The organism is Paraburkholderia elongata (assembly GCF_013177735.1).
In the GTDB taxonomy this organism is placed as follows: Bacteria; Pseudomonadota; Gammaproteobacteria; order Burkholderiales; family Burkholderiaceae; genus Paraburkholderia; species Paraburkholderia elongata.
Map to the genome: position 1 here is coordinate 1 of NZ_WOEZ01000046.1, position 25733 is coordinate 25733.

At 59.2% G+C, this 25733-nt stretch carries 29 protein-coding genes and 3 pseudogenes; 17 read left to right on the forward strand and 15 right to left on the reverse strand.

All coding sequences use genetic code 11. The annotated features are described in order from the left end of the window. Positions 1-329: 329 nt before the first annotated feature. Positions 330-539 carry a hypothetical protein gene (locus tag GNZ13_RS10435; protein WP_171925975.1) on the reverse strand — a complete coding sequence of 70 codons (210 nt, stop codon included), beginning with the start codon at positions 537-539 and terminating at the stop codon, positions 330-332. A 517-nt stretch (positions 540-1056) separates the two neighbouring features. Then, on the reverse strand, positions 1057-1866 hold the full coding sequence (locus GNZ13_RS10445; protein ID WP_172163220.1) for a sigma factor: 810 nt from the start codon (positions 1864-1866) through the stop codon (positions 1057-1059). A 381-nt stretch (positions 1867-2247) separates the two neighbouring features. Between GNZ13_RS10445 and GNZ13_RS10450 the strand changes: the two genes are divergently transcribed. Then, positions 2248-2460, forward strand: a complete 213-nt coding sequence (locus GNZ13_RS10450; protein WP_172163222.1) for a hypothetical protein — start codon at positions 2248-2250, stop codon at positions 2458-2460. Between the two features lie 211 nt (positions 2461-2671). After that, a pseudogene (locus GNZ13_RS10455) lies at positions 2672-3307 on the forward strand (YceI family protein); the annotation flags it as partial. A gap of 242 nt (positions 3308-3549) precedes the next feature. On the opposite strand, the pseudogene GNZ13_RS10460 reads toward GNZ13_RS10455, so the two are convergent. The 5 genes and pseudogenes from GNZ13_RS10460 to GNZ13_RS10480 form a co-directional block, all read right to left on the reverse strand. Continuing rightward, positions 3550-3916 (reverse strand): annotated as a pseudogene (locus GNZ13_RS10460) (hypothetical protein); the annotation flags it as partial. Positions 3917-4004: 88 nt separating this feature from the next. Beyond that, positions 4005-4253, reverse strand: coding sequence for a hypothetical protein (locus GNZ13_RS10465; RefSeq protein ID WP_172163226.1), 249 nt, complete (start codon positions 4251-4253; stop codon positions 4005-4007). 585 nt (positions 4254-4838) lie between these two features. After that, complete coding sequence (locus GNZ13_RS10470) at positions 4839-5279, reverse strand: hypothetical protein (protein WP_172163228.1); 441 nt, start codon at positions 5277-5279, stop codon at positions 4839-4841. Positions 5280-5644: 365 nt separating this feature from the next. Then, positions 5645-6430 carry an anti-sigma factor family protein gene (locus GNZ13_RS10475; protein ID WP_172163230.1) on the reverse strand — a complete coding sequence of 262 codons (786 nt, stop codon included), beginning with the start codon at positions 6428-6430 and terminating at the stop codon, positions 5645-5647. Then, complete coding sequence (locus GNZ13_RS10480; RefSeq protein WP_172163232.1) at positions 6430-6969, reverse strand: sigma-70 family RNA polymerase sigma factor; 540 nt, start codon at positions 6967-6969, stop codon at positions 6430-6432. The genes GNZ13_RS10475 and GNZ13_RS10480 overlap by 1 nt, the downstream gene beginning before the upstream one ends. Positions 6970-7557: 588 nt before the next feature. Here GNZ13_RS10480 and GNZ13_RS10485 point away from each other — a divergent pair. From GNZ13_RS10485 to GNZ13_RS52165, 6 genes and pseudogenes are all read left to right on the forward strand, one after another. Then, positions 7558-7803 carry a DUF4148 domain-containing protein gene (locus GNZ13_RS10485; protein WP_172163234.1) on the forward strand — a complete coding sequence of 82 codons (246 nt, stop codon included), beginning with the start codon at positions 7558-7560 and terminating at the stop codon, positions 7801-7803. Between the two features lie 139 nt (positions 7804-7942). Next, entirely contained in the window at positions 7943-8263 is a 321-nt protein-coding gene (locus GNZ13_RS10490) for a DUF4148 domain-containing protein (protein WP_172163236.1), read from the forward strand. A 387-nt stretch (positions 8264-8650) separates the two neighbouring features. Next, a complete protein-coding gene (tatA, locus tag GNZ13_RS10495; RefSeq protein WP_172163238.1) occupies positions 8651-8890 on the forward strand; it encodes a Sec-independent protein translocase subunit TatA in 240 nt (79 codons plus the stop codon). 38 nt (positions 8891-8928) lie between these two features. Then, positions 8929-9456: a Sec-independent protein translocase protein TatB gene (tatB, locus tag GNZ13_RS10500; protein ID WP_172163240.1), complete on the forward strand. Its 528-nt coding sequence runs from the start codon at positions 8929-8931 to the stop codon at positions 9454-9456. Between the two features lie 34 nt (positions 9457-9490). Continuing rightward, positions 9491-10126: pseudogene (tatC, locus tag GNZ13_RS10505) on the forward strand (twin-arginine translocase subunit TatC); the annotation flags it as partial. A gap of 31 nt (positions 10127-10157) precedes the next feature. Continuing rightward, positions 10158-10508: a cytochrome b gene (locus GNZ13_RS52165; protein ID WP_328807208.1), complete on the forward strand. Its 351-nt coding sequence runs from the start codon at positions 10158-10160 to the stop codon at positions 10506-10508. Positions 10509-11461: 953 nt separating this feature from the next. Here GNZ13_RS52165 and GNZ13_RS10515 read toward each other — a convergent pair. The 3 genes from GNZ13_RS10515 to GNZ13_RS10525 form a co-directional block, all read right to left on the reverse strand. Continuing rightward, positions 11462-11668 (reverse strand): hypothetical protein, encoded by a 207-nt coding sequence (locus GNZ13_RS10515; protein WP_172163245.1) that lies wholly within the window; start codon positions 11666-11668, stop codon positions 11462-11464. 184 nt (positions 11669-11852) lie between these two features. Then, the gene (locus GNZ13_RS10520; protein ID WP_407945619.1) at positions 11853-12146 is read right to left on the reverse strand and encodes a cupredoxin domain-containing protein; all 294 of its coding nucleotides are present in this window, start codon (positions 12144-12146) and stop codon (positions 11853-11855) included. Between the two features lie 87 nt (positions 12147-12233). After that, positions 12234-13178, reverse strand: a complete 945-nt coding sequence (locus GNZ13_RS10525; protein ID WP_172163251.1) for a metallophosphoesterase family protein — start codon at positions 13176-13178, stop codon at positions 12234-12236. 371 nt (positions 13179-13549) lie between these two features. Between GNZ13_RS10525 and GNZ13_RS10530 the strand changes: the two genes are divergently transcribed. The 6 genes from GNZ13_RS10530 to GNZ13_RS10555 all read left to right on the forward strand — a co-directional run bounded on the left by GNZ13_RS10530 (position 13550) and on the right by GNZ13_RS10555 (position 17036). Continuing rightward, positions 13550-13816 (forward strand): DUF4148 domain-containing protein, encoded by a 267-nt coding sequence (locus GNZ13_RS10530; RefSeq protein ID WP_172163254.1) that lies wholly within the window; start codon positions 13550-13552, stop codon positions 13814-13816. Between the two features lie 408 nt (positions 13817-14224). Next, complete coding sequence (locus tag GNZ13_RS10535) at positions 14225-14974, forward strand: hypothetical protein (RefSeq protein ID WP_172163257.1); 750 nt, start codon at positions 14225-14227, stop codon at positions 14972-14974. A 97-nt stretch (positions 14975-15071) separates the two neighbouring features. After that, on the forward strand, positions 15072-15215 hold the full coding sequence (locus GNZ13_RS10540; protein ID WP_172163260.1) for a hypothetical protein: 144 nt from the start codon (positions 15072-15074) through the stop codon (positions 15213-15215). Positions 15216-15278: 63 nt separating this feature from the next. Beyond that, positions 15279-15830 carry a winged helix-turn-helix domain-containing protein gene (locus tag GNZ13_RS10545; protein ID WP_172163263.1) on the forward strand — a complete coding sequence of 184 codons (552 nt, stop codon included), beginning with the start codon at positions 15279-15281 and terminating at the stop codon, positions 15828-15830. A gap of 115 nt (positions 15831-15945) precedes the next feature. After that, positions 15946-16662, forward strand: a complete 717-nt coding sequence (locus tag GNZ13_RS10550; protein ID WP_172163266.1) for a metallophosphoesterase family protein — start codon at positions 15946-15948, stop codon at positions 16660-16662. Positions 16663-16718: 56 nt separating this feature from the next. Beyond that, positions 16719-17036 carry a plastocyanin/azurin family copper-binding protein gene (locus tag GNZ13_RS10555; protein WP_407945620.1) on the forward strand — a complete coding sequence of 106 codons (318 nt, stop codon included), beginning with the start codon at positions 16719-16721 and terminating at the stop codon, positions 17034-17036. A 6-nt stretch (positions 17037-17042) separates the two neighbouring features. Here GNZ13_RS10555 and GNZ13_RS10560 read toward each other — a convergent pair whose 3' ends face one another. The 4 genes from GNZ13_RS10560 to GNZ13_RS10575 all read right to left on the reverse strand — a co-directional run bounded on the left by GNZ13_RS10560 (position 17043) and on the right by GNZ13_RS10575 (position 22129). Further along, positions 17043-17216 carry a hypothetical protein gene (locus GNZ13_RS10560; protein ID WP_172163272.1) on the reverse strand — a complete coding sequence of 58 codons (174 nt, stop codon included), beginning with the start codon at positions 17214-17216 and terminating at the stop codon, positions 17043-17045. A gap of 321 nt (positions 17217-17537) precedes the next feature. Next, on the reverse strand, positions 17538-17840 hold the full coding sequence (locus GNZ13_RS10565; RefSeq protein WP_328807209.1) for a DUF4148 domain-containing protein: 303 nt from the start codon (positions 17838-17840) through the stop codon (positions 17538-17540). Between the two features lie 2443 nt (positions 17841-20283). Next, positions 20284-20424 carry a hypothetical protein gene (locus GNZ13_RS10570; protein ID WP_172163275.1) on the reverse strand — a complete coding sequence of 47 codons (141 nt, stop codon included), beginning with the start codon at positions 20422-20424 and terminating at the stop codon, positions 20284-20286. Between the two features lie 1066 nt (positions 20425-21490). Continuing rightward, the gene (locus GNZ13_RS10575; RefSeq protein WP_172163278.1) at positions 21491-22129 is read right to left on the reverse strand and encodes a putative quinol monooxygenase; all 639 of its coding nucleotides are present in this window, start codon (positions 22127-22129) and stop codon (positions 21491-21493) included. A gap of 1634 nt (positions 22130-23763) precedes the next feature. Here GNZ13_RS10575 and GNZ13_RS53450 point away from each other — a divergent pair. Together GNZ13_RS53450 and GNZ13_RS10585 are read left to right on the forward strand one after the other, a co-directional pair. Continuing rightward, on the forward strand, positions 23764-24108 hold the full coding sequence (locus tag GNZ13_RS53450) for a DUF4148 domain-containing protein (protein ID WP_328807210.1): 345 nt from the start codon (positions 23764-23766) through the stop codon (positions 24106-24108). 66 nt (positions 24109-24174) lie between these two features. Next, positions 24175-24510 (forward strand): DUF4148 domain-containing protein, encoded by a 336-nt coding sequence (locus GNZ13_RS10585; RefSeq protein ID WP_172163281.1) that lies wholly within the window; start codon positions 24175-24177, stop codon positions 24508-24510. Positions 24511-24774: 264 nt separating this feature from the next. Here the strand turns inward: GNZ13_RS10585 and GNZ13_RS10590 are convergent, their stop codons facing one another. After that, complete coding sequence (locus GNZ13_RS10590) at positions 24775-25032, reverse strand: hypothetical protein (RefSeq protein WP_172163284.1); 258 nt, start codon at positions 25030-25032, stop codon at positions 24775-24777. A gap of 254 nt (positions 25033-25286) precedes the next feature. Here GNZ13_RS10590 and GNZ13_RS10595 point away from each other — a divergent pair, with 254 nt between their 5' ends. After that, entirely contained in the window at positions 25287-25607 is a 321-nt protein-coding gene (locus GNZ13_RS10595; protein ID WP_172163287.1) for a hypothetical protein, read from the forward strand. Positions 25608-25733: the final 126 nt, after the last annotated feature.

Below are 25733 nucleotides of genomic sequence, written 5' to 3' on the forward strand. Positions count from 1 at the left end.
GCCGACCGCGTGCTACCCATGCATTTCATTCGCCATTCGAGGTGTTCGAACGTATGCTCGCAACCGCTTCGATAACATCAGCTTCCGTTCATTAACCCCCTGTTGCGCTTCACTCTTGAAACCGCCTCCCGATTAGCAACTCGAGGCCGCTGAAATCGGGGGCCACTCGTTTTCAGTGCAATAAACGACGGTGCGCAAAGCCCGTAAGGACGCGGGGGCCGGTAGCGACGCACGCCCTCCCGCTGGGAACCAGCACTCGCTATCACCGCGACGATCGGCGGCTACGACCCGTGCGCGGTCGCCGATTGCGGCTCGAACCAATTTGTACTTCAATCCGCTGTCATGCGAAGACGACGGAGTAGTTCCGCCCCAGCTGGCGTTACCCGAAATCTGCCATCGTCGAAAGCCGTAGGCACAATTTCGACGAGCCTCGCTTCTTGAAGAGCGATCGCATCTGGATCACCAGGTGCGACCTGGTTGGGCGCATCGAGCAGTAGAAACAGAATGGCGATCTCATGGTGACTCAGCAGCGATTTCATCATCGACCTCAGGCATACACGAGTACTGGACAGGGAGCGCATCGGCGCGACGAACAACTTGGGTTCCGAATGACTTACATGTTGCGGCGAATCCGACGTGGCTCCCGTCAGAACGCTGTTCATCGGCTTTACGGAGCCCGTCTAACTACGTTATTGAAGTTTGGTTTGGCATTAGCGGGCCGCGATCGATACTGATGTGTTCAGGCACTTCGCTTTGCGGAATCATGTCACCGGTATTAAATGGCGGTGGACGTGTGTTTGGCTTGAATACGGAGTCGCCTTTGCGTATCGCTGTCGCGCTAAATGCAAACGGGCCGGCGGTGCTTGCTATCCCGAGCCGCCGGACGTGCTCGCTATAGTGGCCCCGGCGTGCACCGCTCCAGTTGACCACCAGAACGTCGGCTTTGGGTCGTCCAAGCAAAACAGCACGATGCCCTGCCGCACTGGATTGGATGCCTACTGGTTTACACATGGTAATTTCCAATGATTGCCCCGACGCCGAGTTACATAAGGTGAATCAATCCGTTACCGCCTGCGCCGCTTCGCCGACCGTACTTCGTAGAGGTGGCCGAATGACGGGTAGGAGGGCGACCAGGCGTGTCATCCACATCATGAACTGGAGATCGTCGATGTAACCGCTCCGGGTGGCGTGCGCATTGATCTGGTTGCCGAGTGCTGCGAGCGAGAAGGGAGATTCGTTCTCGCCCCGGACGGATTCTGAGGGAACGGATTGAAGCGCCGGATATGCTCTGCCCAAGACGACCGAACGGTCGGAGGATTCTTCGCCTGGTCTGTTCGGCGATGCCGCCTGTACTACTCGGACAGCTACAAAAACCAGCGCCCGATCCCGCGAGAGCCGCGAGATGATCGTGCCGACCGGAACGTCAATGACAGTCGCGTTTTCGCGGTCGCTCATACCCTCGAGATCGCGCAGTACGACGGCCTCCCGATGTTCGACGGACTGGGCACCGGGCGTTTGGCGAGGCGAGTGAATGCCGTCGCGACGCATGGAAAAGTTCTGCGGGTCGCTGCCTGTATCATCGGGCCACCCGTGAAGCCGCTGTTCACCGTGCAGGGCGCCGTCGGCCATCTGGCGCCATCGTTGCCATTCGGTGAACCAGGTGTTGCGCCTAATCGCGAGCACCCATCCGCGCGCATTGTCGCCATGGAAGCCGTCGAAGGAACGGACTGCACGCAGATAGGCGTCCTGGACCACATCTTCGGCATCCCTGACGCCCCGCGTCCGCCGGCGCGCGAGGTCGGATGCTGCCTCGATATGCGGCGGGTCTGCTGGGCTCTCTTTGCGGGTGGACCTGCTCTCGAGCATCGCGGTGCACTCCTGTCTCCAACCTCACGCCGGATCGGCGCATTTCGTTCATGCACCGCGAATTTGCAGGCGGACCGTCTGCTCGATCGCTGGCATGCTCTCCCAGCCTATACCGAAGTCGCTCGAAATTTATTCCAGCTTCGAACTGAAGAAAATGGATGCGAATAACGCCGCTCTGGCGATGGTCCTACGGTTAGATCTACCGTGAGTTGAAGTACCCAGTGATTCTTACCGCGATCACAGTGCCGCCAGACAAAACATCGAGGGACGCATGACGAACGACGACCGAACCTGCGGCACTGCGGCGGCAGGACCGCAAGCCGAAGCGTTTGAAGAACACGGCCCACGCCTACGCACCGCCATCACCTGCACGGCACGGGCATGCTCGCCACCGAACGTCGGCGTACCGAGCTTGCTGATGATCGGCACCGCAGCTCCGACAGCGGAAATCGATGTACCGCTCTCAGTTTCGTGCAGAGCAGCGACAGTCACGCGCGCTTCAACAGGGAACCGAGTCCTGACCCCGCCGGTACGCCGAAGGAGGCTGTCAGCAAGATCCAGGCAATGCCGGAGCGAGAGGCGTTCATGACCTAAGCCGGTGACATTAGTCGCCCTTCGAAGCCCGGCGATTTCGATGTCGCTGTGCAAGTCATCAACGGTGCACGCCTGGCTTGCACTGCGTGCCGGGCGAGGACCATGTCCTTCTTTAAGGCCGTCAGAATTACTCAGAACGCTTTTCAGGAACACGGCGTCTCCGCGCAATGCCATTCAAGCGTGTTAGCCAAACGTCATTGAGAGAAGCAGGATGACCTGTCAAGATATCCTTCGCTGCGCGTTGTGGGCTGCTGGTGTCGCCCTTCTCGCGGCTACAATTTTTGTCGCCTGCACGCCGCTGCAAGTGGTGACGCATCGCGTTTCGACGAACGAAGCGAGCGCGCCGGCCGGGCACTATCAGCTCGACGAGCATCACTGGAACGTGAGCTTCGACGTCGACCATCTGCATTATTCGCGCTTTGTCATGCGCTTCGACAAGGTGACGGCCGGCCTCGACTGGGACGCCGGTGGCATGGAGGAAAGCACGGTCAACGCAACCATCGATGCCGCGAGCGTGAACACCTACGTCGTGCTGCTCGACCGCCTGGTCAAGGGCGTCGACATGTTCGACGCGACCCGCTATCCGGAGATCCGTTTTACCAGCACGCACTTCACGCGCAACGGCACCAGCACGGGCAAGATGATCGGCGACCTAACGATTCATGGCACCACGGGTCCGGTCACCCTTGTAACCTTCAACGGCGCCGCGCCGAACCCGCTAACGAAGTTGGAGACGCTCGGCTTTTCCGCCGACGGTCATTTCAGCCGCTCACAGTTCGGGTTGTCCACGTGGTATCCGGCTGCCGGCGACGATGTGCATGTCGCTATTCAGGTCGAATTCGTGAGGGCCGTCGGCGTTGCCTCACCTCGAGCCGCTGTCGAGTCGAGTAGGACCGCCCCTTGTTGCCAAGCAACATCGTGGCGAATTCGCGTTCGTAGCTGTCGACGCGAAGCGTTGTGGGAGAATCGGCGAGACATCGAGGTCGCTCAGCAATATCGTGACATCTTGCCCGAGGGATGATTATGCTACCGGCAGTACACGGCGGTGCTTGCTGCACCTTCCTCGCGTCCAGACGCCATGCGCCAGACGGCTGATGTCACGCGCTCGGCATTCAGGCCGAACTGCCCAGCGATGGAGGTAAAACGTTCTTGCCAAACCCACACCGAACACGTCGTGGACGTTCTGAAGGCAGCTCGGCAAAGCGATCGTCGCCGGGTCATACACATTGACGTGCGCGCGCAGCAGGGCCTTTTTTGGCGCTGCGACCCCGCCCTCCAGGTATGCGGGGATTTCGTTTGATGCCTTTGCGAGAAAACGAACAGGTACCCCTTCGATCGTCGTGCTGTAGTCGCGCGGCTGGATCAGGTTACCCACTGGACACACGCCGGCGTAACCACGGTAGGCACGGCCCCCACGTTGTAAAAGACCGGCTCTGCCCTGCTGCGACGGGTGCATGGCGGCACGGTCAGAGATTTCCCGGTTGCTCAGGAAAGCGTTGGTTTCCGTTTTTATTTGATGCTCCTTTTACCCGTATGGCGCTCCTCTACGCTGCAAGCCGACGACCCGTCAATGCCGGCCGTGCAATCGCAGGCGGAAATACACACCAGCAGCCGTCATCGTGCCGAAAGAAGAAAATCGCATGCGAACCGCTTGGGGCCAAGGCCTCGACGCGCACATAGCGTCTCCTCTCGCAACCGGTACGGCCGAATTGAATTACGCGGAGCCGCGTCGTCGGTGTCGGCGCAAGCCATTTTTCTACCAGGAACCGCAGGGACTTCTCGGCGATGTTCATGTTCGCCTCCTTCCATTTCTGCCGCAGTTCACGACGATCAGCTGTCGGTAGCGGAACCCTGCGACCTGTCGATCGTGCTGCGTACACTGAGCTAACCACGCCAGCGTCCGCTTTATTCCCGAGCCTCGAACGTGGCGGCATGCCGCGATTTCGAGCGCGCCTGAGCCGCTTGTCCGAGTTTGTGCGAGCTCTCTTGATCAGAGCCGAACCGGTCGAACCGGTCCAGATGCGGCTTCCTGGTGAATGCACCGTTGAATGGCGGGAATAAAGGTGCGTCGTTGCAAGTACAACAGTGAGATCGAGGGGAACCGAAGTGCAATCAATTCTGCGTCACTTGCTACTGGCGTCGGGTGTGGTGCTGCTGACCTATCTTTCCCTCCATCTGGTGAATCACGCGCCCTGCATCTGGTCGCTGGATGTTGCGGGCGTGGCCTCACGCTGGCTATCCGGCTGTGGCATAGCGCGGCCGGCACGGTCCTTCTGTATGGCTCCGCCGGCCTGCATTTTGCGCTGGCTCTGCGTACGGTCCATGAGCGTCGCCACTGGACACTTCCGCTCAATGAATGGATCCGCCTCCGGGGCGGACTAGCTGCCCTGCTCGTCCGGCATGCGGTTGCGACCCGCCTCGCGGCTTCGCTCTATGGCTTCGAACCGGACTACACAAAGATTGTGGTATCGCTGATCACGAGCGGAACACAAGGCTTGCAACTTGCACTGCTCGCCCCCGGGTGGGTACACGGCTGTCTCGTATTGTGGATCCGTTTTCGTCACTATCCTTTCGTTCACCGCGCGAAGCCCGCAGTGATCGCTGTGCTGGTTACCCTCCCGTCGCTGTCCGCCGCCGGCTTCGTTCAGATGACCCGCGCCGCCCTGACAGCAAATGCGCTCCACCTGATACCAGATCCAAAGCTGGTCGCGTACCGTATCGTCCTCGATGCGTGGCGTCACGATCTTTTGACCGTCCACCTCTAGCTGGTCATTAGCGCCTTCCTCGCGGTTCGGCTGCACAACCGACTTGAGCGTCACGCACTTTCCAGGAGCATCTCACGATGCCTGACGCAGCAAAATGCAGAGGCACGTTTAGCCTTTGCGATAGCAACGGATCTGGCAGGCCCCCCATGCGCCCGAGACGTACGCATCGGGCCGTAGGCTTTGCCGAGACGTGGGGACACAGGCGCAGACACCCCTTCGTCGCAGCCTCGCACCTGCGCCCCGACGGCCGACGTGCCGAGGCTAGCCCCTGTTGCGCAGACTGCGTATGGACGTGCGTATTGCCGAACTGCTAAATCGATAGTGGGCTTGCGAAATTAGGGGCGCCTGTAGCGGCGTCTGCCGTCTCGAATGCGTGCGTTGCCCGCCAGGCGTCAGCGTCATGTTGCCCTTTGCGCTGGTTACGACGCAGGATGCGTACGCAGCTCCACTATGAAGTTGTTCAACTCGTTGTCGCCGGCATCGGTAATCGCCCAGTAATTCATCCCCGCAGCACTCCAGTGGGCCAGATGATAGCCCTGCTGCTGGTATATGCGAGGCGTGGCGCCCGCGTCGCTACCCGGCCACACATAAAGATTGATCGGGTGCAGCTTGTAGCGATAGACCATCACGGCTACCGGCCGCCCATTCAGGTAGTCCAGCCGGCCGCCGACCAGCGGATACCCCTGCTGCGCGAGATCGACCACTGGCGGCGCGAAGTCCAGCTTGCCGTTGAACCACGGCTTGACCGTATGCCGGTCGGTTGAAATCACATCGGAGAGGTGATTGAACTGCAACGACCGGATATGGTCGTCCACGAGTTCCTGAGTCAGTCTCGTATCGCCCGACGGCACCGACAGGTACAGCCCCGCGCTCCAGGTCAGCGCGACCACGCTCATCACCATCGCGCCCACCGGCGCCCAGGTCATCGACCCACCGCCTCTCCTTTGACCAAATCGGTCGCCCAGCCGCTGCCAGAGCGAGCGCCGGCCTGGCAGCGCAGCTTTGATACGCTTCACCAGTTCCGCCGGCGCCACCACGCGCAAATCCGCCTGCCTGAGCTGCGCGCTGACTTGACGCTGCTGCTCGTAGGCCCGCTTACACTCCTCGCAGCCGGCAAGATGGTGCTCGAACTCGATCGCCTCGGACAGGCTCAATTCCTGGTCGAGATAGCCTGGCAGCAATTCGAAGGCCTGTTCGTGATCCATCACGCCTCCTGATCCGTCGGGGCGAGCAGCGCCGCGAGTTGCTGGCGTCCGCGCCCGAGGCGAGACATCACCGTGCCCATCGGGATGCCCACGATGGCGGCGATTTCCTTGTACGACAATTCTTCCAGCTCCCTCAGCACGACCACCTCCCGGTATTCCAGACGCAGACTCTGCAATGCCTTGTGCACCCGCTTCTGGCTCTGGCTGTGTATGAGCATCGCTTCAGGACTGTCGTCATGATCAGCGATACTCGTCTCAAGGCTATGCATGTCTTCCCCAAACTCCAGCGTATTCGGTGCGTGGCCCCGGTTCTGCTGATACCAGGTGTAGAAGGTGTTGCGCACGATGCTTAGCAACCAGGCGCGGGCATCGTCGCCGCGGAATCCGCCAAAAAACCGGAATGCGCGCAGATACGCCTCCTGCACCACGTCCTGGGCATCCTGGTCGTTATGCGTCAGCCATCGCGCAACATTGAAGGCCGAATTCATATGAGGTAACACGAGTTTCTCAAAGCGCTGCGCGCCGACTGGCTCGGCCATTATGAAAATCCTGCAGTAACCGCAATCCGTGACCGACAGTAATCAGACCGCCAGCACGTCGTTTTTATTCCCTGACGGTCAAAATCGCTCCGCATTACTCTGGCGCAGCACGCGGAGGTCACGTGCTAGATACACGTGTGCGGAGAAACCTTGGGGAAAAGCCTCGGCTGACGCAAATTCATCAAGCTAACCAAGCCTGCCGCTGTGGATTATCTCCGGCTTGCGCCGCCAGTCAAGTGCTCCCCACGCCCGGTCCGGTGCACGATCCGACGCCCTTCGTCTAATTCTATCCATACCGACTGGCGACGCCCTCGAGCGCGGCAGACGGATGAGTGATTTCAGAAACATTGTATCCGCGCTAAAGGTCACAACGACGCACTCTCCGCCCTGCGAACGTGACCCTGCCCGTGGAACGGTAAAGCCCCCGCGCACGACCGACATTACCCCGACCACTCATCCGATGCCTGTCGCCGACGGCAAGCTGACGCCGACATTCAGCCCGATACTTTTTATTGAATCCCCGGGAATATCTGATGATGAAGCGGCGTCTACTCATTGCATACCGCACACTACTCTCAGGAGTCTGAAATGAAAAAGCTTGCCATTATCGCAATGTCGCTTTCCGTTCTCATGTCATCGGGCGCATTTGCCCAGAGCAAGACACGCGCCGAGGTCTATCAGGAACTGATCGAAGCGCAGCAGAACGGCCTGAACTACGTCACCGACACTTCGTACCCGGCTGTCAATCCGATCTTCGCGGCACAGGTCGCCCGCATGAAGCAGGAGCATCTTGCGCAACAGCGCGCGACCATGACGGACAGCACTACGAATTGAACACGCGTTTCGCCCAGGCTGATCTTCCCTGGCGGTTGACGACACGCATGCTTCGCGCCCTCCCACCACCACTCGCATCATGTTCAGCCCAGGCCGATCTTCGCGCGAATCAGCATCCCAAGAAGCAAGGAGCACCACTATGAAATCGGATTCAATGAATCAGTTTGTTGACCAGCCATTACGTGCGCTGGTTGTCGCGGGCGCGGTGCTGATGGCAACTTCAGCCAGCGTGTATGCGCAAACTTCGTCTGCCCCTGCCGCACATCAGCTCACTCGCGCGGAAGTGCTACATGAACTCGAAGAGCTGGAGGCGGCCGGGTATAACCCGTCCGAGGGTGATGAGGGTGACTACCCCGCCGATATTCAGGCCGCGGAAGCAAAGGTTGCCGCCAAACATCAAGCGGAAAGAAGTGCAGTGATGGGCCTGGGCCAGACCGGGCAGACGAAGCCGACACCTTGAATCGGCAGAGCCCACGATGATGAGCCGGCATGTTCGGGTCTGCTGTCCGACCAGACTATCGTCGAGACCCCATAACTGATCACAGTATGCCACTGAGTCGGTATGCGTTCTGATCACAACGCGCGTTGCCGCGCGAGACCTGGCTGCTGAACTTGCCGAAGCAGCCAGTGCAATGCGCGATCCAACGCGTAGCATCACAGTTCTGAACGCGATAACCCGTGCTGCGCAACTGCGTCGATCGCGCGTCCAGGGGGCTCCTGCCCTCGCGCATTTCCGCGCAAAGGTGCCGATATCGCGCAGATGGCGCGTACGCGCTTCGATTCGGGCCGCAAAGGCACGAGATGTTCGCCGCGTTCAGACCCAACGGCGAGGTTAAGGAGAGTATTCATGGGTTCGTTGAGTATTTGGCATTGGCTGATCGTGTTGTTGATCGTTGCACTGGTGTTCGGGACGAGAAAGCTGCGCAATATCGGCTCCGACCTGGGCGGCGCGGTAAAGGACTTCAAGGAAGGAATCAAAGAGGCCGAGACACCGGCGGGCGACGCCCAGCAGCGCGAACTGCCGCGCACCGACACGGTCGACGTCTACGCAACAGAAAAGACGCCGCGCTCTGGCGATTACCGCTAGGCCGCGCTCAATCCGCGTACTGACGAAGACGACAATTCATGCTGGACCTCGGTCTTACCAAGATGGCGCTGATCGGCGTCGTCGCGCTGGTCGTACTCGGGCCGGAGCGGCTGCCTCGTGTCGCTCGGACGGCGGGGGCGCTCTTTGGGCGCGCACAGCGCTATATCAACGATGTGATGGCCGAGGTCACGCATGAGATTGAACTCGACGAGTTGCGTCGGATGAAGACCCAGCTCGAATCGGCGGCGAGCAACGTCGAAAACACGATCCACAACAATCTGCGCAAGCACGAAACCGAACTGGACGACGCGTGGAATGCCGGCACGTCGGCGACGCCAAGCATTGCCGGCGGTGCGGTGGAAGGCCGTGAGGGCAGCGCATCCGGTGCGTCGTGGCGCAGCAGTTCTGCGCCCGCACCCAAGCGCAAGAACTGGCGCGTCAAGCAAACGGCAATGCCGGCGTGGTACAAGCGCGCTACCACTCGCCCCACCCGCGTGCAGTCAGGTGCGGCGCGGGTGGCGCGCCATACTCCGGCTACCCTGCGCCGGTCCACGCGCTTCTTCTGATGACCAGAGCGTTAATCTCCTGCCGAGGGCTGGCGTGAGCACCCTCCAGCAAACCCAGGCGTCAGGCACTGAAGAGACCTTGATCTCGCGCCTCGTCAAATTGCGCGACCGCATTATCCGGGCCGGCATTTCCGTCGTCGTGGTGTTTCTCGGGCTCATCTACTGGGCGCCGGACATTTTCGGGCCGCTCGCGCGGCCGTAGGTGATGAACCTGCCAATAGACGCAAGCTGACCGTCACCGACGTCAACGGCTCGTTCCTCGTGCCGATGAAAGTGACGATGCTGGTCGTGCCACCGGTCGACCGCAGCTACACACTGTTTCTGTGCGGCATGGCATTCGCATACTTCGTCGTGTTCCCGAGCCTCTTCCGGGTGATGGCGCACTACAACGCGCCGCTCGGCGCGGCGATGAACACCGACATTAACAATTCCCTCAGTTTCGCGATGACGATGTTCGTCGCGTTCACGGTGACCTTCGAGGTGCCGATCGTCGTCGTGCCGCTGCGTTGGATGGGTCTGCTGACCGCGAAGAAACTGCGTCAGATCCCGCCGTCTGTGATCGTCGGGGGCGTTCGTCGTTTCTGCGGTGGTGACGCCGCCTGACGTGATTTCGCAGCTGATTCCCGCGGATCCGCCAATCGTGTGGTACGAGGCCGGGAGCATTGCGGCTGAAGAACAGGACGCCGCCGCTGCCGCAGGACGTGGCCGGCTGGCAATGTCTGGCCGCGTTGCTGTCGCATCTGACGCTGTATGCATTAATGGTGGCAATGCCGCTAGTGGGCTGGTCAATGCTTTCCGCCGAGGGATATCCGATCGTGCTACTGGGCACGCTGCATCTGGCGCTGATTGCGCCGCATGATATTCATCTCTACCTGATCCTGCGTAAGGCCCACATGTATCTCGCGCTACTGCTGTCCGGGACTTTCCTGATGCACGTGTCGGCGGCGTTGTTCCATGGATTGATCCGCAAGGATGGCGTGTTTTCCAGCATGGCGAGCGGAGGCGAAGCGGCCAAGGCTGATCGATCGAAACGCCGTGCATCGGTGACGTGACAAACCCTCAGCGGCCATTGGTCTCGCCTTCAAATAGGTATTGCTACTCGTCCCCTGTGCCGGCTGATGTGACAGAACCCTTGCCGGTCAACGCGGACTGCGCGCAACTACACTTCCTGTGCTTTGGCGATCTGCCCAGCGCGATCGAGTATGTACGCGAATGGAACGCTTTTTGACGAAGGCGATATCGTGGCATGGACCGGGATAATCGTCGAGGTGGACGCTGGCCGTGTGTCGGTTCAATTCCCGCTTCTGTAGCAGAACATTGAGTTGATTTTTTGGCGCGTCATCTGACCTTCCCGCTTGCCACGCGTGAGTCTTTCGCCGATAGGTCGAGTCGTTATCGCCAATGACTGGACACGCTGATGTCACAGCGTGATGCCGATCTGATGGCACTCGTCCAATGGATGACATTCGAGGTGACCACATCGGAAGATCTGAACCCAATCTCGCCCTGACGCGGAGCTAACGGACCCTTAGTGGATCTCGCATCTTGAACTCGAGTTACGCTAGGAACAGATTCACGAACGCGTTGCGGAAGCAAGGAGGCAGGGAACCGGAACCGATCGATGAGCGTTCCGGGTTTATGGCGGAGTACGCGGCTATCGCGGCCAAGGACTCCATGCCAGCACGCAGACTGGTGACTTTCATCACGAAGCGCGAGGCGCACGTGCTGTGCCAGCGGGAACGACCGATCCAAGAGTCGATCGGGGATCACGAGTACCGGACACGCGTGCTCCCATTGCGTCGGCACCGCGCCGGTGGAGCGCCTTGTCGATGTATGCCGAGGGTCGGCCTGGCAAGTGAGCGACTACACTACGGTGGACGACTCAAGGTTTCGTACTCGTCTGCGGCCTCTGCATACGGCAGCGCCTTGACCGGTGCAATGAGAGGATTTGTTCAACGTTCCATCTTCGTGGCCTCGTTGAGTATGCGAAACATCCGATCGCCTCTTAGGCCGGTTGGCCATTGCGCTGCTCCCCGGACTCCAGAAACGAGTCGTCGAAACTGCTGAGCCCGCGTTCTTCGAGCCCGGCACCGCCGTCATACACACCGCGACCGAATCCACTTCCGCCGTCGCAATCCGATCCGTCACCAGCCGACGCTCTCAGCGGCGCTGTAGTCAGGGCGGCGCCGGCCAGCCTCGATAACCGCCTCATCTGACCTCCTCCGCCTTTCGAGGACCATCGACAAAGTCTATCCGTCATGCTCATTATCTAAGGGAATGGAGTGAGCGCCGCCAGGGTCCCGCAGTCAACTTCGCAGACACCCCGTCCTCGAGCCCTCTTCCCGTCTCTTCCGGACGGTTACTCTTCTGACGGCACTAGCTCCTGCAGAGCGCCCCTACTGGACGGTAATCGTCTCCTTCATATTCGGATGTATGCCGCAGAATACCTTGTAGACACCGGGTTTATCGAACTTGAACTGGTAGGTGTCGTTCTGATCAAGCGCCGCGGAGTGGAAGTCTCCGGCGTCGTTGACAACCGTATGCGGTTCGCCATCGAGATTTTTCCAGATCACGGTCGAGCCGGCCTTGATGGTGAGTGACATTGGCGAGAACATAAAATTCTTTATCACGACGGCATTGGATTCCTGCGCCTGCACGATGGAGAAATCCGCAGATGCCGCCATGAGCATCCCAAACCCGAGGGGAACGATGAAGGCGCGGCGAAGAGTGGCGGTTAGCATGACATGGTTCCTGGTTGGTGAGCACGGTGTGGCAATTCAGACTAGCGTCGTGTCGGCGAGTGTCGCCTGGAGCGGATGGCGCACGATCTTGATGCTGGTCACGCCAAGCATCCTCGGAAGCTGATCGCTCGCCACCTTCAGCGGCCCAGGCCCAGGCCCGTTGCCGGCCATGGGTTGCGGATACGCCGTCGAGCGCGCCGTATGGAAGGTGACGTTGCCTTCCACCTTCGACACGATCTGATGGATATGGCCGTTCAGGACCGTGACCGAGCCGAAGCGCTTCAGATAGCTCATTGCCTGGCCAGCATCGCCTGTGCCCCAACCCCACGGTTCGTAAATGGTCCACATCGGCATGTGCGCGAAGACGACGATCGGCGTGCTGGACGAGCGGCCCTTCAGATCGTTTTCCAGCCAGGCGAGCTGGTCGTCGCCCAGACCTCCCAAACCGCTTGGCTTAAAATGCATGACGTTGACGAGACCGATAAAGTGCACGCCGTTATGGTCGAAGCTGTAATAGCCTTTGTTGTCGGAGGCATGACCGAAGCGGCTGAAGTACTCGGTCCCTGGCCCGTCGGTCACATCATGCTCGCCGGGAACGGTATGCAACTCGGTGATATTCAGGCCCGACATCAATTGGGCCGCGAGGTCGAACTCCTCCGGTTTGGACAGATGCGTAATGTCGCCGGTGTGAATCGTCAGCACCGGCTTGACCGGCATGGCGTTGACGAAGTCAATCGTCTGCTTGAGCGTGCCGGCGACATCCGGATTGGCTTCCCTGTTGAAGCCTATATGAGTGTCGCTGATCTGCAGGAACAGGGGAACGCCTGAGGCAACTGGCGAATCCTTCGCTGTGGCGGCGAGGGCAAGTTCCACCGGCGTGAGAATGCCGCCGGCCAGCACAAACACGGTGCCTACGCCACCGAAGGCGAGACATTTCAACGCGCCGCGGCGCGACGGATCGGATGGAAGATCTGATGACATATTGCCCTCACGATTAGGTTCAGGAGGTAGACCGCCGGATCATCCGACAGACCTCCCGACTGGGTTCAAGGCGTAGACTGCCGGGTCATCCGTTTTATTCCCGTCCGCCCGACATCTCGAATGAGCCCCTGGGTTCGGTCGCCCTGGTTGGCGACAGTGGCCGCATACCTAGTTCGCATTGGCCCGGGCGTGACGGCCAGGTGATCAGAACCGATGGCTGAGACCGCCCCGACCCCCTGCCTGATGCTGGTTAGCCGACGGCGAACTGACTTTGCGTTCAGGCAAATGGCTTTTTTTGAAGACGCGGGAATATCCGGCGACTTAACGACGTCTCCTCATTGCATATCGCACAACACGCTCGGGAGCATGCAATGAAGAAATTTTCCATGGCCGCCATTTTTCTGGCCGTTATCGCGTCGCCGGGCGCATTTGCTCAAGGCAAGACCCGCACGGAGGTCTATCAGGAACTGATCGAAGCGCAGCAGAACGGCCTGAACTACGTCACCGAAACCTCGTACCCAGACGTCAATCCGATGTTCTCGGCACAGATTGACCGCATGAAGCAGGCGCATCTCGCCCAACAAAACGCAGCCAGCAAAAGCGCCAGCGGCGGCACTTCGGTCAATACCGCTAATTAAATGTACACGTAGTTTAGACATGCTCGGTCCAAGCGATACCTCGCCTGAGCTTGGAAAGGCCCGCAGGCCGGTCCCTTGTTCCAACCTGAAGACAGGAGAAATGCGAATGAACCAGTTCGATCTTCGCGACAGCCCGTTCCCCAATGCGTACGGCGCTGGGACAGCCTGCCGCCACGGGGCGCCAAACAGCCACTCAGATTCACGCCACCAGCGTGTAAGCAGGAAGGCTTTGTCGCGCATTCGACCGGTCGTTCTGATCGCTGCCGTGTGCGGGGGACTGATGGTCGCGGGATGCACGACGCTACCCCAGACCAGCAGCAATCAATGCGTAGGTCCAGTCAGCTACTGCCAACTGTATTTCGGCTCCTGAACAGCAGTTCTCTACACGTCAGATATCAGGGGGAGAAGGTGAAACAGTCTCTGCGTCGTTTGCAGCTCGGATCGGGTGTAGTGCTGCTGATCTATCTCTTTCTACACCTGGTCAATCACGCACTCGGGATCTGGTCGCTGGATCTTGCCGGACGTGGCCTCACATTGGCGCTGCGTCTCTGGCACAGCATGCCCGGGACGATGCTGCTGTACGGCTCAGCCTCCTTGCATTTTGGACTCGCTCTGCACACGATCTACGGACGCCGCTATTGGGCGCTCCCGCCCACCGAATGGATACGCCTTTGGGCGGGACTCAGCCTTCCTTTACTGCTTATCCGCCATGCGGTGGGGACCCGACTCGCCGCTTCGCTTTATGGCTTCGAACCGAACTATGAGCGGATCGTGATATCGTTGATCACGAGCGGCACGCAAGGCTTGCAACTTGCGCTGCTCGCGCCGGGGTGGATACACGGTTGCCTTGGACTGTGGTTCCGGTTGCGCCACTATGAAATGGTGCGGCGTGCGAAGCCCGCGCTGTTCGCGCTGCTTTTCCTTCTGCCACTGCTGTCCGCGGCCGGCTTTGTCCGGATGAAGCGCGCCATCGTGGGATTGCATGCCATTCTTCCGGCGCCCGATACGAAACTGGTCGTGCATCAACTCGCACTCGATGCGTGGCGTCACAATCTCGTCGTCCTCTACCTGTCGCTGTTTATCAGCGCTTTCGTGGCCGGCCAGGTGCGCAATTGGTTTGAGCGTCGACGAATACGTAAACCGTGGCTGAATGCGTGACTCATAACGGTAAAGAAAATGTACTAACCTGTGCATAAATAGGCGAACATAAATTGACGCTATGGCCTAAGCTTTTTGGCGCCTAGGGAGAGGCGCGATGCGGGAAGACGGCGGCCGGCAGATTTCACATGCAACGCTTGAAGAGATCCGCATTCGCGCCGTCAAGCGTGTCGAAGCCGGCGCGTCGCCGGAGGACGTGATCCGCACACTGGGATTTTCGAGAGCGCGGACTGACGAATGATTGGCGACCTGGCGCGAAGGGGGCATTGAGGCATTACGCGCCAGGGCGATTCCTGGTAGGCCGATGAAGCTGTCGTCCGAGGCTATCCGCCTCGTCTATCAGACAGTCACAACAAAAAATCCGATGCAGATGAAGTTCGAGTTTGCGTTGTTGACGCGAGACATGGTGTGGGAATTGGTTCGTGAACACTTCAACGTCAAGCTCTCCGAGGTGTCGGTCGGTCGACTGCTCCTGAAGCTCGGGCTTTCACCCCAGCGACCGCTCGCGCGCGCTTGCCGATGCGATCCTCAACTGGTCGAGTGCTGGATGCAGGAGCAGTATCCGGTAATCGTCAAACTAGCCAAGCACTGTGGGGCGCAGATTTTCTTCATCGACGAATCGACGGTTCGCTCGGACTATCACAGCCGCACGGCCTGGGCACCGATCGGTCAAACACCGGTAGTCGAAGCCACTGGTGCGCGCTTCAAGGTGAACCTGATCGCAGACGGTCATCCGGTTCATCGTTGCAAGGCGATCCGGCAGCTTTCTGACTTGGCGGCTTGTAGCCAATCGACACCCGGCTACGGTCTCCCGACACCGGGAAGCCCGCAGACATTCGCGACTTCGCAAGCCTGACGAGCTCAGGCAGTGGGAATAAATCTCCAATCGGGCAGGTACTCCCTGCTGAAGACGCCGGTTTCTTCCTAGGCGATCCGGCCGCTCAGCTTGCTGATTCGCTTGCGAGGATCTCATGTCGTCACAGAACCCATCCAATCCGTCACGTCGCACGGCCTTGAGGTGCATGGCCTATGGCGGACTCGGAACGCTGTTCACGCTTTCCGGCGGCGTGCTCACGCCCATCGACCTGGCCATAGCGCAGGAAAAGAAGAAACAGTCCGTGGACATAGGCAAACCGTTGTTCCTGCAGATCAGCGACACACACATCGGGTTCAACAATGAAGCCAACCCTGATGTGTCGGGAGCACTCAAACAGACCATCGATCTCGTCAAGAGCATGCCCACGAAGCCTGCTCTGGCCATTCATACAGGCGATATCACCCACCTCTCGAAAGCTCAGGAGTTCGACCTCGCATCCCAACTCCTGTTCGAATTACCGGTCCCGGAACTTCATACCGTCCCCGGCGAGCACAACGTAACGGATGATTCCAGCGCGGAATATTTCTGCCGCTTTGGCAAGGCCTCGGATAACAGAGGCTATTACAGCTTCGACCATGACGGTGTTCATTTCGTCGATCGTCAACGTCATGCATCTCTCCAAGGTAAAGGCAACATCACCTTCCATACGGCTCGCTCCACTGCCTTTCCTCAACCTACCGCCGGGAATGGCCCAGGCCCGGTACCGCTGACGGTTGCGCGCGACCAGTTGCCAAGAATGCCTGGCGTGACGACCGTCTCGTTCGCCGGCCATCACGGTGCCGCCCCGCTTCACGATTCAGCAACTGCATAAGCTTCGAGGAGATCATTGTGAAAAATCATTCGTTACCGAAATCCGTATTTGCGGTCGTGTTCTGCCTGGTAGCGTCTGGAGCTACAGTCACGGCGTCCGCACAAAGCGCGAGCGACTCTCTCGTGACGATAAAGAATTTGATGTTTTCGCCCTCGTCCGCCACGATCAAGGCCGGAACGACGATCACGTGGATGAATCTCGATGCGGAGCCGCACACGATAGTCCACGACGTAGGCGCCTTTGACGTGGGCCTCTTTCATTCGTATGACCTCGATCAAGACGACACGTTTTCGTACAAGTTCGACAAGCCCGGGATCTACAAGGTTTTTTGTGGGGACCACCCTGACATGAAGGAGACGATCACGGTTCAATGACTCGAACTATTGTGGTCTGAGCCGAGTAACGCCATGCATATCTGGAGCATTGACGGACAGCGCGTCGACCGCGAAATCAATCGCTACGATGCCCTCGTGCCGCTTGTTGCGCGGATAATGCAGCTTCGGCCGTTTCACTGCGGCGCTCATACCATCGTCCATGGCAAAGTCGTACACCATCTATCCCTTCACGCACATCGCGCGTCAACGAACCCGTTGCCCGGAGTAAGCGACGAACTTCCGCAGTCGACACGTAGCAGCCCCGCGAGGACACGAAGTGAGCGACGGCTACCCACACAACAGGCCACAATTCACCACACGTCTGGCACTCGCGATCGTGATAGCGACATTTGCGGCCGTTGAAACGCTGTGCCCGAGGCAATCCGCTTGATCAGGAAAATGCCGGCCGCTCCCGCATCGAAGAGCGGCACGAAGCTCCGGTAAGGCCTTGATCGGTGCCACCTTCGGTGGCTGGTGTGGAACGCGCTTGCGGCCATGAAGTCATCTGGCGGGCGCCGTCGCGATCGCGCTTTGCTGCGGACAGTCTGCCGCGTATTGCTCCCAAAGCCGGCGCTGCGCCATGTTGAGATTGTCGGGATAAAGTTCGTCGTCAGCCGACGGGTCGTAGCCAAACTCTTCCAGTTCCTTAAGTTCGTTGATGAGCTGCCGGTGAGTGACGGGCCCCTGGAGCCTCACGAACGGGTAATCGTTGCACTGTTGCAATGTCAACGTAGGTGCCGCGAACGCGCTAACACCTGCGGTGAGGAGTGTGATTGTGGCGATGCATCTGGCAATACGTTTCACGATGAATTCCTCTAACGATCAAGAAATATTTGCAAGGCTACTTGGCAGTCGATCAGTAGTGCTGAAAACCAATGCTATCGTGTAGGAGTCGAACGATCGGGGAGTTCGCATTCCCCACCCAATGCATCCCGATATCAATTTCCCTTATAAAGTAGCGTGTTCAAGCGAGCTAACGAGCCGTCCTTCTCGTCCTGTATCAACTCTTGAAGGACGTCCGCGCGTGTCTTGCCCGCGGGTGCAACAGCGCTTTGCATTGGCATTGAAGGCGGGCCCGCATCCGACATGATCGTAGCGTCATGGCCCGATGCTGCCGGTGTAACGTTGTCCTGATCTGCGGCATTTACGTGTGCCGCACCAACCGCGAGTGCGGCACCCGCGACCCAAGTCATGTGCTTCATGGAAAACTCGAAATACTCTACCGGGGGAACCCGCATGGCATTGACCACCTTTGTCTGGCAGCGCCGTTGGGGACCGCCACGTCGAGCCAATTGCGGCGCTCCTCACCCCTCAATCAGCTGGACGTGTACCTATCAGACCGCGACAATGAACGTTCTATTCCCGGCCAAATCATTTGGTGTCGCCACCGCAAATAGCAGGAGTAACCAGGACTGGCAAGTGCTAGAGCGCGTTCCGCTTCGATTCCTTGACCGCCTTCCACACCGCGGGGCTGGCTGCGCCTTGCCCTCAGCAGAGACGCGGCGGACCGCTTCGAGCATGAGGATCGTGGCACAGCTTGAATCCTTGACACTGGCCGTCCCGCAAAGGCCGGTGACCAGCACGGATCAGACCGATGAGAACGGCGATCACCTCTTCAATCTTTTGAAGAATGTCGTCGAAGACACTTGCTCCTTGAGGGCAGGATCACCGCCTACAGGAGTGGCTCCCGTCGGCGGGCAAAATGGCTCAAGCCGGCGTGAACCGATTCCTTCTGGTCAGGCCTGATAGAGCAGAACACGCGCATTGATCCAGGGGCGACCGGCGCTCTGCTTCTGCTTCTGCTTGCGCTTGCGCCTCATGTCCACACGTACTCGTCATAGCGCGCTATACAGCTCGCCAAGCGCCGTGACCGCATTCCAATTTCGCAGGTACTGGGCTGCGGCTGCAGGGCTTCCCGTTAAGGGCAGCGCATGTTCTGAGTTGTATCGAACCGCCTGCTGCGTGTAGTTGTGGCGAGCTGTAGTCCGTCGGTGCCGATTGCTGCCCAGACGGTGCCTGCCAACGGACGAGGACGGCGACAACTTTCCTGAGCGGCAACAGACAGCGCGGCAATCGGAGTGTTGACTGATCCACCGATGTCCACATTGCGAGCGTCACCTCAGCGCAAGGCCTGGCGTCCGCATACGTGCGGCCAAAATCGCAGTCTGTATTGGCAGGCGCAGACTGTGACCATCCGCGTTCTGGTAAATTTAGAGGCGAGGGACCGCAATAGTTCGCCGATGAATCCACGAGGTGTGTGATGGAGGTTGTTGATATTGCCGCAGGCGTGTCGTCAGAGGGAAGCGAAATCACGTTCCGGTTGTCTGACCGGATTGGCGGCGCCGAGTGTGCAATTACGCGCGAGGCACTCATGATTTCAGCGCAAAGCGTTAGGCAGACCTCAACCCACACCCTCGCGAAGTTCCAAACTCGGAGGCGGGCGCGATCACAGTCGTCCGTCAGCCAATCCGAACATACAAGCACGAGCGTTCTGCACGTTCTGTCAAATGTTGGTAATTTTATGTAAAATTATAGAGGATAACGAAATACATTACTCCAGCGTTGGTTGACATGATCTTGTTCCCGTAATTCGGGCACGACAAGGCACAGACCGTGTGTTGTGCACAACACTGTTCCGCCGCCACGGAACGCACTCGATTTCATAACCCAGTCGGTGGCAGCTCCGCACACTGGGGGACTATGGAGCTCGACGTTCGGTACTGGGCACAAACTTACGCTGAGAATAGGGCCATTTTTTTCAAACGAACGAGTCCTTCGCCAGGCCGCGTAGGCGACCGGCCTTCTGCGATGAGCAAGCCAGATTGCCTCGCCGAGCAGTCTGGAAAGCTGGTTTTGCCGTTGTAACGTACGCAACTGTGGCGGACAGTTAGTTGCATTTTAATCTTCTAGCGTCGGGTCGAGATTATCGGGCGATGCGGCGACTTCTACCCGCTGTCAACGCCGACTCGAACGTATGTGGAAAGAGTCGGCGCCAATATTGGGCCGGAAACGTCGGCGAGGACTCCGGGTCCGCAACCGGATCGGCAACAAATGGATGCATCGAAGCTGCTCTGCCTGGCAACGTCTCAATTGAAGGCGCTCATGACGAAGCGGGCTTACAAAGCCACACTCTGACCACATTGCACCTACTGCGGCGGCTCGACAGGAAGCAGTCGTCTGTACATCGCGTCCGCAGTCGTTAACGGCGGCCCGCAGCTCGAAGCACGCCCGCCGCGCAGGCAACTGGTCAGTAGCCACCTGCGCTACCTCCGCTGCTGCCCGCGTTGGACATACCCGCGCCACTTTCCGACGAGCAGCCGGATGCCAAAGACGAAAGTGCAAGCGCGAAGACGATGAATAAAGTGGAAAGGATGCGAGACTTGTTCATTCTGAACTCCTGCAGGTTTGAGCGTTCTGTTTGGTGACACCGACAGTGGCTGATGCGCTGTACGTTCCGTCGCCAGACTTGGGTCAGGGTTAAAGTCGAGATGGCAAATGCGGCACCGATAGCGCCGCTATCAAACATAACTCCCGCGAGCCGCGATTTATTCCGGGCGTCGCGCTCTTATATGTTCCCTGGTTCGGCGCGAACGACTTGTTCGCCATTCAAACGCCACTGACGAATTGATCTGAGCAGGGCCGGGGGAGCCCACCTGCCCCAATGCAACCACGTTCACAAGTTGCGTTAGGTTGCCGTAATGGCAATTACGCAGAGGATCGCGGCGTGAAGAGTGCGAAGCCAACATACACGAAGGTGTTCGCTTTCAAGTCCGCAACGGCGGGATTCTCGATAATATTGCCAACGGCGCGCCGGCCACTAGAGGGAGCAGCACCTTGACGCTCAGTTGACTGACTGACGTCCATCATGGATTCTCACACCCGCAAGCGGCGACCCGTAGCCACCGGACTGCGCCTTATTCCGCAAACATAGGAGAACTGCGCCCGCGGATCGGTCAGATCCAGGTTCGGCTCGTCGCCGCCGCTGACGAATCGCGGAACGACTGCGCCCAGAGCAAGCGTCAGGCCGGCACCGGCCGTGCACCACGCTGCACCGATTGCCAACCGCTGCAACCAGGGAACGCGTAGGACATGGCACACAACGCCTGCAGGGCCCTGTCAAGCGCGCGATACTCCCCTGACTGTTCCGCCGTCTGCGACGCGTCGGAACGGTCGCCCGCGTGCCAGCGAGAGCAGCCCGTCAGATTTTTCTCGTCATCGTTTCTCATTACCAGCGTCCCGGCGTTTCAACGTCGGCGTTTTGCACTCCCAACGCGGTCTACTGTGGTGCGACGGTCTAGTCACGTAGAGCGTCGTGCCGCCGGTACTACCATGCGGTGGGTCTTCAACGCTCACCCATCAAGGAACTTCTTATTCCACCAACCGTCTATCGTTTAAGTTCTCGTAGGACGCTCACGGATTCCCTATCAGGCCTCGTTCGCCGTCTGCTTGACCCTTCACCGCGTCCCCGCAGACTGATCGGCCCATTTTGTGTCGACCACGTCGAGCATTCCGATATCCGGCACGCTGCCCAGCAATGACAGCGAATGCCTGGCGAGTTCCCGAGGAACATGACCCGTCAGGTGCGCAAACCAACCGCCGTTGTCTGGGAAGACGTCAAAGATGCCGAAGTGACTGTCGTCAAGGCGGATGGCAAACCAGGCAACGGTCCTGGGTTCCTGCTCCACGAGTGCTTGCGCGTCGCGAAGGAACTGCGCGACCTGCGACTCATGACCCGTCTTTGCCTTGAACGTGAGGAGCAACGCCTTCGTGACCGGCTCGCCCGATGATGTTGCAGGCAACTTGTCGGCCAGGACGTCGAACTCCTGAATCTGCAGCGCGCTGGCAAACACGCTGCCGCCGGCATCCAACAGCGCTTGTGTAACTGGCCCCGCCAGATGCGCCTCGCGGCCGGCATCGTCTGGGAACACGTCGAAGATGCCGTACTCCGATCGCCCCAATCTGATCGCGAACCATGCGGTCGTTGCGGGTTCCGCCCGACCCTTCGCGAGAGCCGAGCGCAGGACGTCTTCCGCCCTGGCGTCGTCGTAGCCGGCCTTGACTTCCAACCTGACGAGCAGACCTTTAGTGTCCATGAGACACCTCCATCCGTGATTGACCGACCGTGAGCCCGTTGAGCGTGCAGTCCTTCGACTGCGAACAAGCCAGCAGCGCAGCGCTCCACATTCGCCGGTACCGTCGCCTGGACGGTCTTACGTCGTATCCACCCAGCAAACGGCCATTCAATTCGCGAGGGTGACCGTTGCTTCATCGGCCATAGCTGCTTCTCGCTTTTCCTTACTCGCACAACCGCTTGACCAGGAGAACCGGTCATTGCCTGATCGGATGCGCGAGCATGCGCTTTCGATGTAGAGGGATGCGAACTTTCGACCATTGCGGCCGGTCGAGCCGCCGGCGGTGCGACGGCAGGTATCAAAGTCGAGCAGTCGCCGGGTACGACCGCCTACCTGCGAGAAGTCGGTCAATAGCCGCCAGTCACCACGCCGGAACAGAACTGCAGCCTTTGCGAGGCCCGTCGCATCCCGGCACGCCCCGGCCCAGGTCTTCCGGCCTCGTGGTTGTTCATCAGCAGAATTCCGGCGGCTTCAGTAGTTCTTCAGTAACTACTGCAATTCATCGTCACCTTTCGTGCGCGGGCTTGAGTCGGTCGGCGGATTGGCGTCTGACGAAGCGTTGCTGTTCCCGATCCCATTGCGATACAATCGCCCGAGCCGTCCGTATGGCATAAGCATTTCACCCGGCCCCGCGCCGCCCAAGCTTTTCCGTCGACGAGCCCGCTCGATGACGTCGGCCTCAGTCTGCGTTGCTGCCCTTCTGGGGCGACCCTCAGCAATCCACGGCTCCAGCAGATCAGTTGCCTCCAGCAGCAGGTCCCAAACCATGGGGCGCGGCGCGCGCCTGTGCCGTGGCCAAAGCATGCTAGCGCCAACCGAATCAAGGATGGCCATGGTTCCTCACCCGACTTGCGATGGTCGGCGAGATCCCGTTGCGACTGGCTTGGAACGTCCTGTGCTTGCCTATCCTCGTCGTCCATCGTCGTATCCTCCGCGCTTCCCGCGTATGACCGGAATACCGGAGAGTGGGCCGGTTTATTCCAACGATGTGCCACGTGCAGCGCACGAAGTTCGGGTCCAATGCTTCCGTCGTTCGTGCTGACGCATTGGATATCCGCCGCTGCCACTTCGGATCGAACTGAGAGGGGAGCGCCGCGTCGCTGAGGGCGATCCTCGACGCGGCGCCGTGCAGCTGCCGTGAATACGTCGTCAGTGGTCGAACGACCCGATGCCGCCATGGTCCTGCGGCAGCAACTCGCTGCGCGACGCGTTCGTCAGTGCCTCATGTTTTGTACAAGCCCATAGAAGCCGTTGGAATAAGCGGCGCCGTTCCCAGGTATACCTTCGCGTGAGCAGGCCTCGTGACGACTACAGCGTTTCGGTCCACTCACATTGAAGCGCGCGGAGAAAAGGAGACTGCCGTAACCAACGTTCTGCCCCACTGGATTCTGGCCGATTGCAACGCATACGACGAGTATGTGTTTGTAGCGTGGCTCAATAAATCCCTATACCGGCGAACGGTGGCATCGCGACGAGTCTGCCTTCTATAGGCCAGGCCACTACGATGCGTGTGGCCAGATGGAAATCAGACGAGTCGTCCGCGCGCTTCTTATTGCATCACCATTTCATTCTTATTGTCTAATTAGGAGTCGAAAGTGATCAAACGAATCGTGATTGTTTCCCTGATGTTCTGCGCCGCAGTGGGGATTGCCACCAGCGCGCCGGCTCAAGAAAAGACCCGAGAGCAAGTGCGTCAGGAATTGATCGAAGCCGAAAGCAACGGTCTGAATTCTGTCACCGACGCATCATCCCCCGACGTCGCCCCGATCTCTGAAGAGCAAGCCGCCGGGCTCAAGCAGCAAAAAGACTACGGCGGTACGGGTGCCGAAATGACAGGCAGGAGCGACGTCGGTCACATCAAGCGCAAGACGTCTCCATCCGCCCCACCGGCCTGCGTCGGACCGGTTAGCTTCTGCGATATTTTTTTCGGCGGCTCCTGAGCCGTATGTCTCCGTGCTTCACTCGTTCCCCGGAAAACCGGTCCTTTATTGGAAGGAATCCAGATCATGAAACAACTCGCCCTGCTGACGTTGACGCTCAGTGCGCTCGTCAGTTCCTCATTGACTTTTGCGCAGTCCGCGCCCGTCCCAATTACCAGAGCACAGGTACGCGCCGATCTCATAAGGCTCGAACAAGCCGGATACAATCCGGCGGCTGAAGACGATGCGAATTACCCTGCCGATATTCAGGCTGCGGAGGCGAGAGTCGCCGCCCAGAACGCTGCCCAAATCGACCAGCAACGGGCTGTCGAGTCCATGGGCGGAACGCAACAGCACGGCTCATCCGAAACAGGGAAGCCAACCGCGCAGACTCCTGCGCGCTCGATCTATTTCGGACACTGACTTCGTCAGGCCGGCGATGTGCGTACGATGCGTCGACGATGCAGCCTGCGAGGCCCACGAAGAGCAGCTCGAATCACTGCCGCAAACCTCATGAGAGCGGCTAATAGCCATAGCCATTAAGAGCAGCCCTGCTCAGCAAAGCATAAGTGCGCTAGAACGGCACGATGGAACGCTAAAGCGCGCTTTACAGCAGTGGATGAACAGGGGCTCGTGAACTCGCGGCGCATTTCCGGGGGATGCAAGCCAAGGCGGGCATCGCCCAAATCATTCGTCGAAAACCCCGAAACAGAGACCTGCCCGCTGCTGGCGGCCGGGTTGCGACTGATCAAACTTTTCCCGGCGGGTAACGTTGAGATAGCGAGTGGTATCGGATAGGAAAACTGTCCGGGTTGGCGGCCAGCCGGGAACTTGCTCGCCGTAGTACTCACTTTGGGTCGACGCGAAGCCAGTTGACACGTGCAGTGCCAGCGCAACAAAGATGAGAGTGTTGTCAAAGGAATGCGGCGTTGCGTCGCCTCGCATGCTCCGCGCCTGGCGCAAGCTGCCTGTATGACGCGGGAATAAACATCGACCAGGAACGGTTTTCCTCGGTAAGCCTGCCGACAGACGAGCCCAAACGAGCCGCTGCCTCAGTGCCGGCTCTACCCGCGGATTATCTAGTAATCCTAGATGAATCGGTGTTTTGCACGTGCCATCGATTCGAAGTACGCATATGTGATAAGCACAGGGGAGCGTGACGTACGCCCCTCGTGCAACGGCCATGCCGGGAGATCGCGATGAAAAACTCTCTGTTGCTTGCCAGTCTGATTTCAGGATCGGTTTTGTTCTCCATCGGCTCGAGCGCTCATGCTCGACCGCCTTCCGCACAAGACGACGTCTATTCACCGGAGAATAGCCTTGCGCTAATGCCGAATGCTCCGCTCGGGAGCGAATATCCCACGCATGGAGCCAGGCAAGCGGGTGAACTCCCGCTGAACCCTGGCGATCCGCGTGCACAACTGGCAAACGGCTTGCCCAACAACACGCAATCCGGTGGCTATGGCTCACCGCTTGCCGGGGTGCGTCGAGCAACGGTTGTGCCGCCCGGTAATCAATGACCGTCCTCCCTAACGAAGTCAAGCAGTCGCGGCGCATTGGCCCGCTCGGCAAAGCCATCTGCATGGCTTACCACGGCACCGACCACCAGCAGACGAGGGAATGACTCATCAGTATGAGGAATCGAC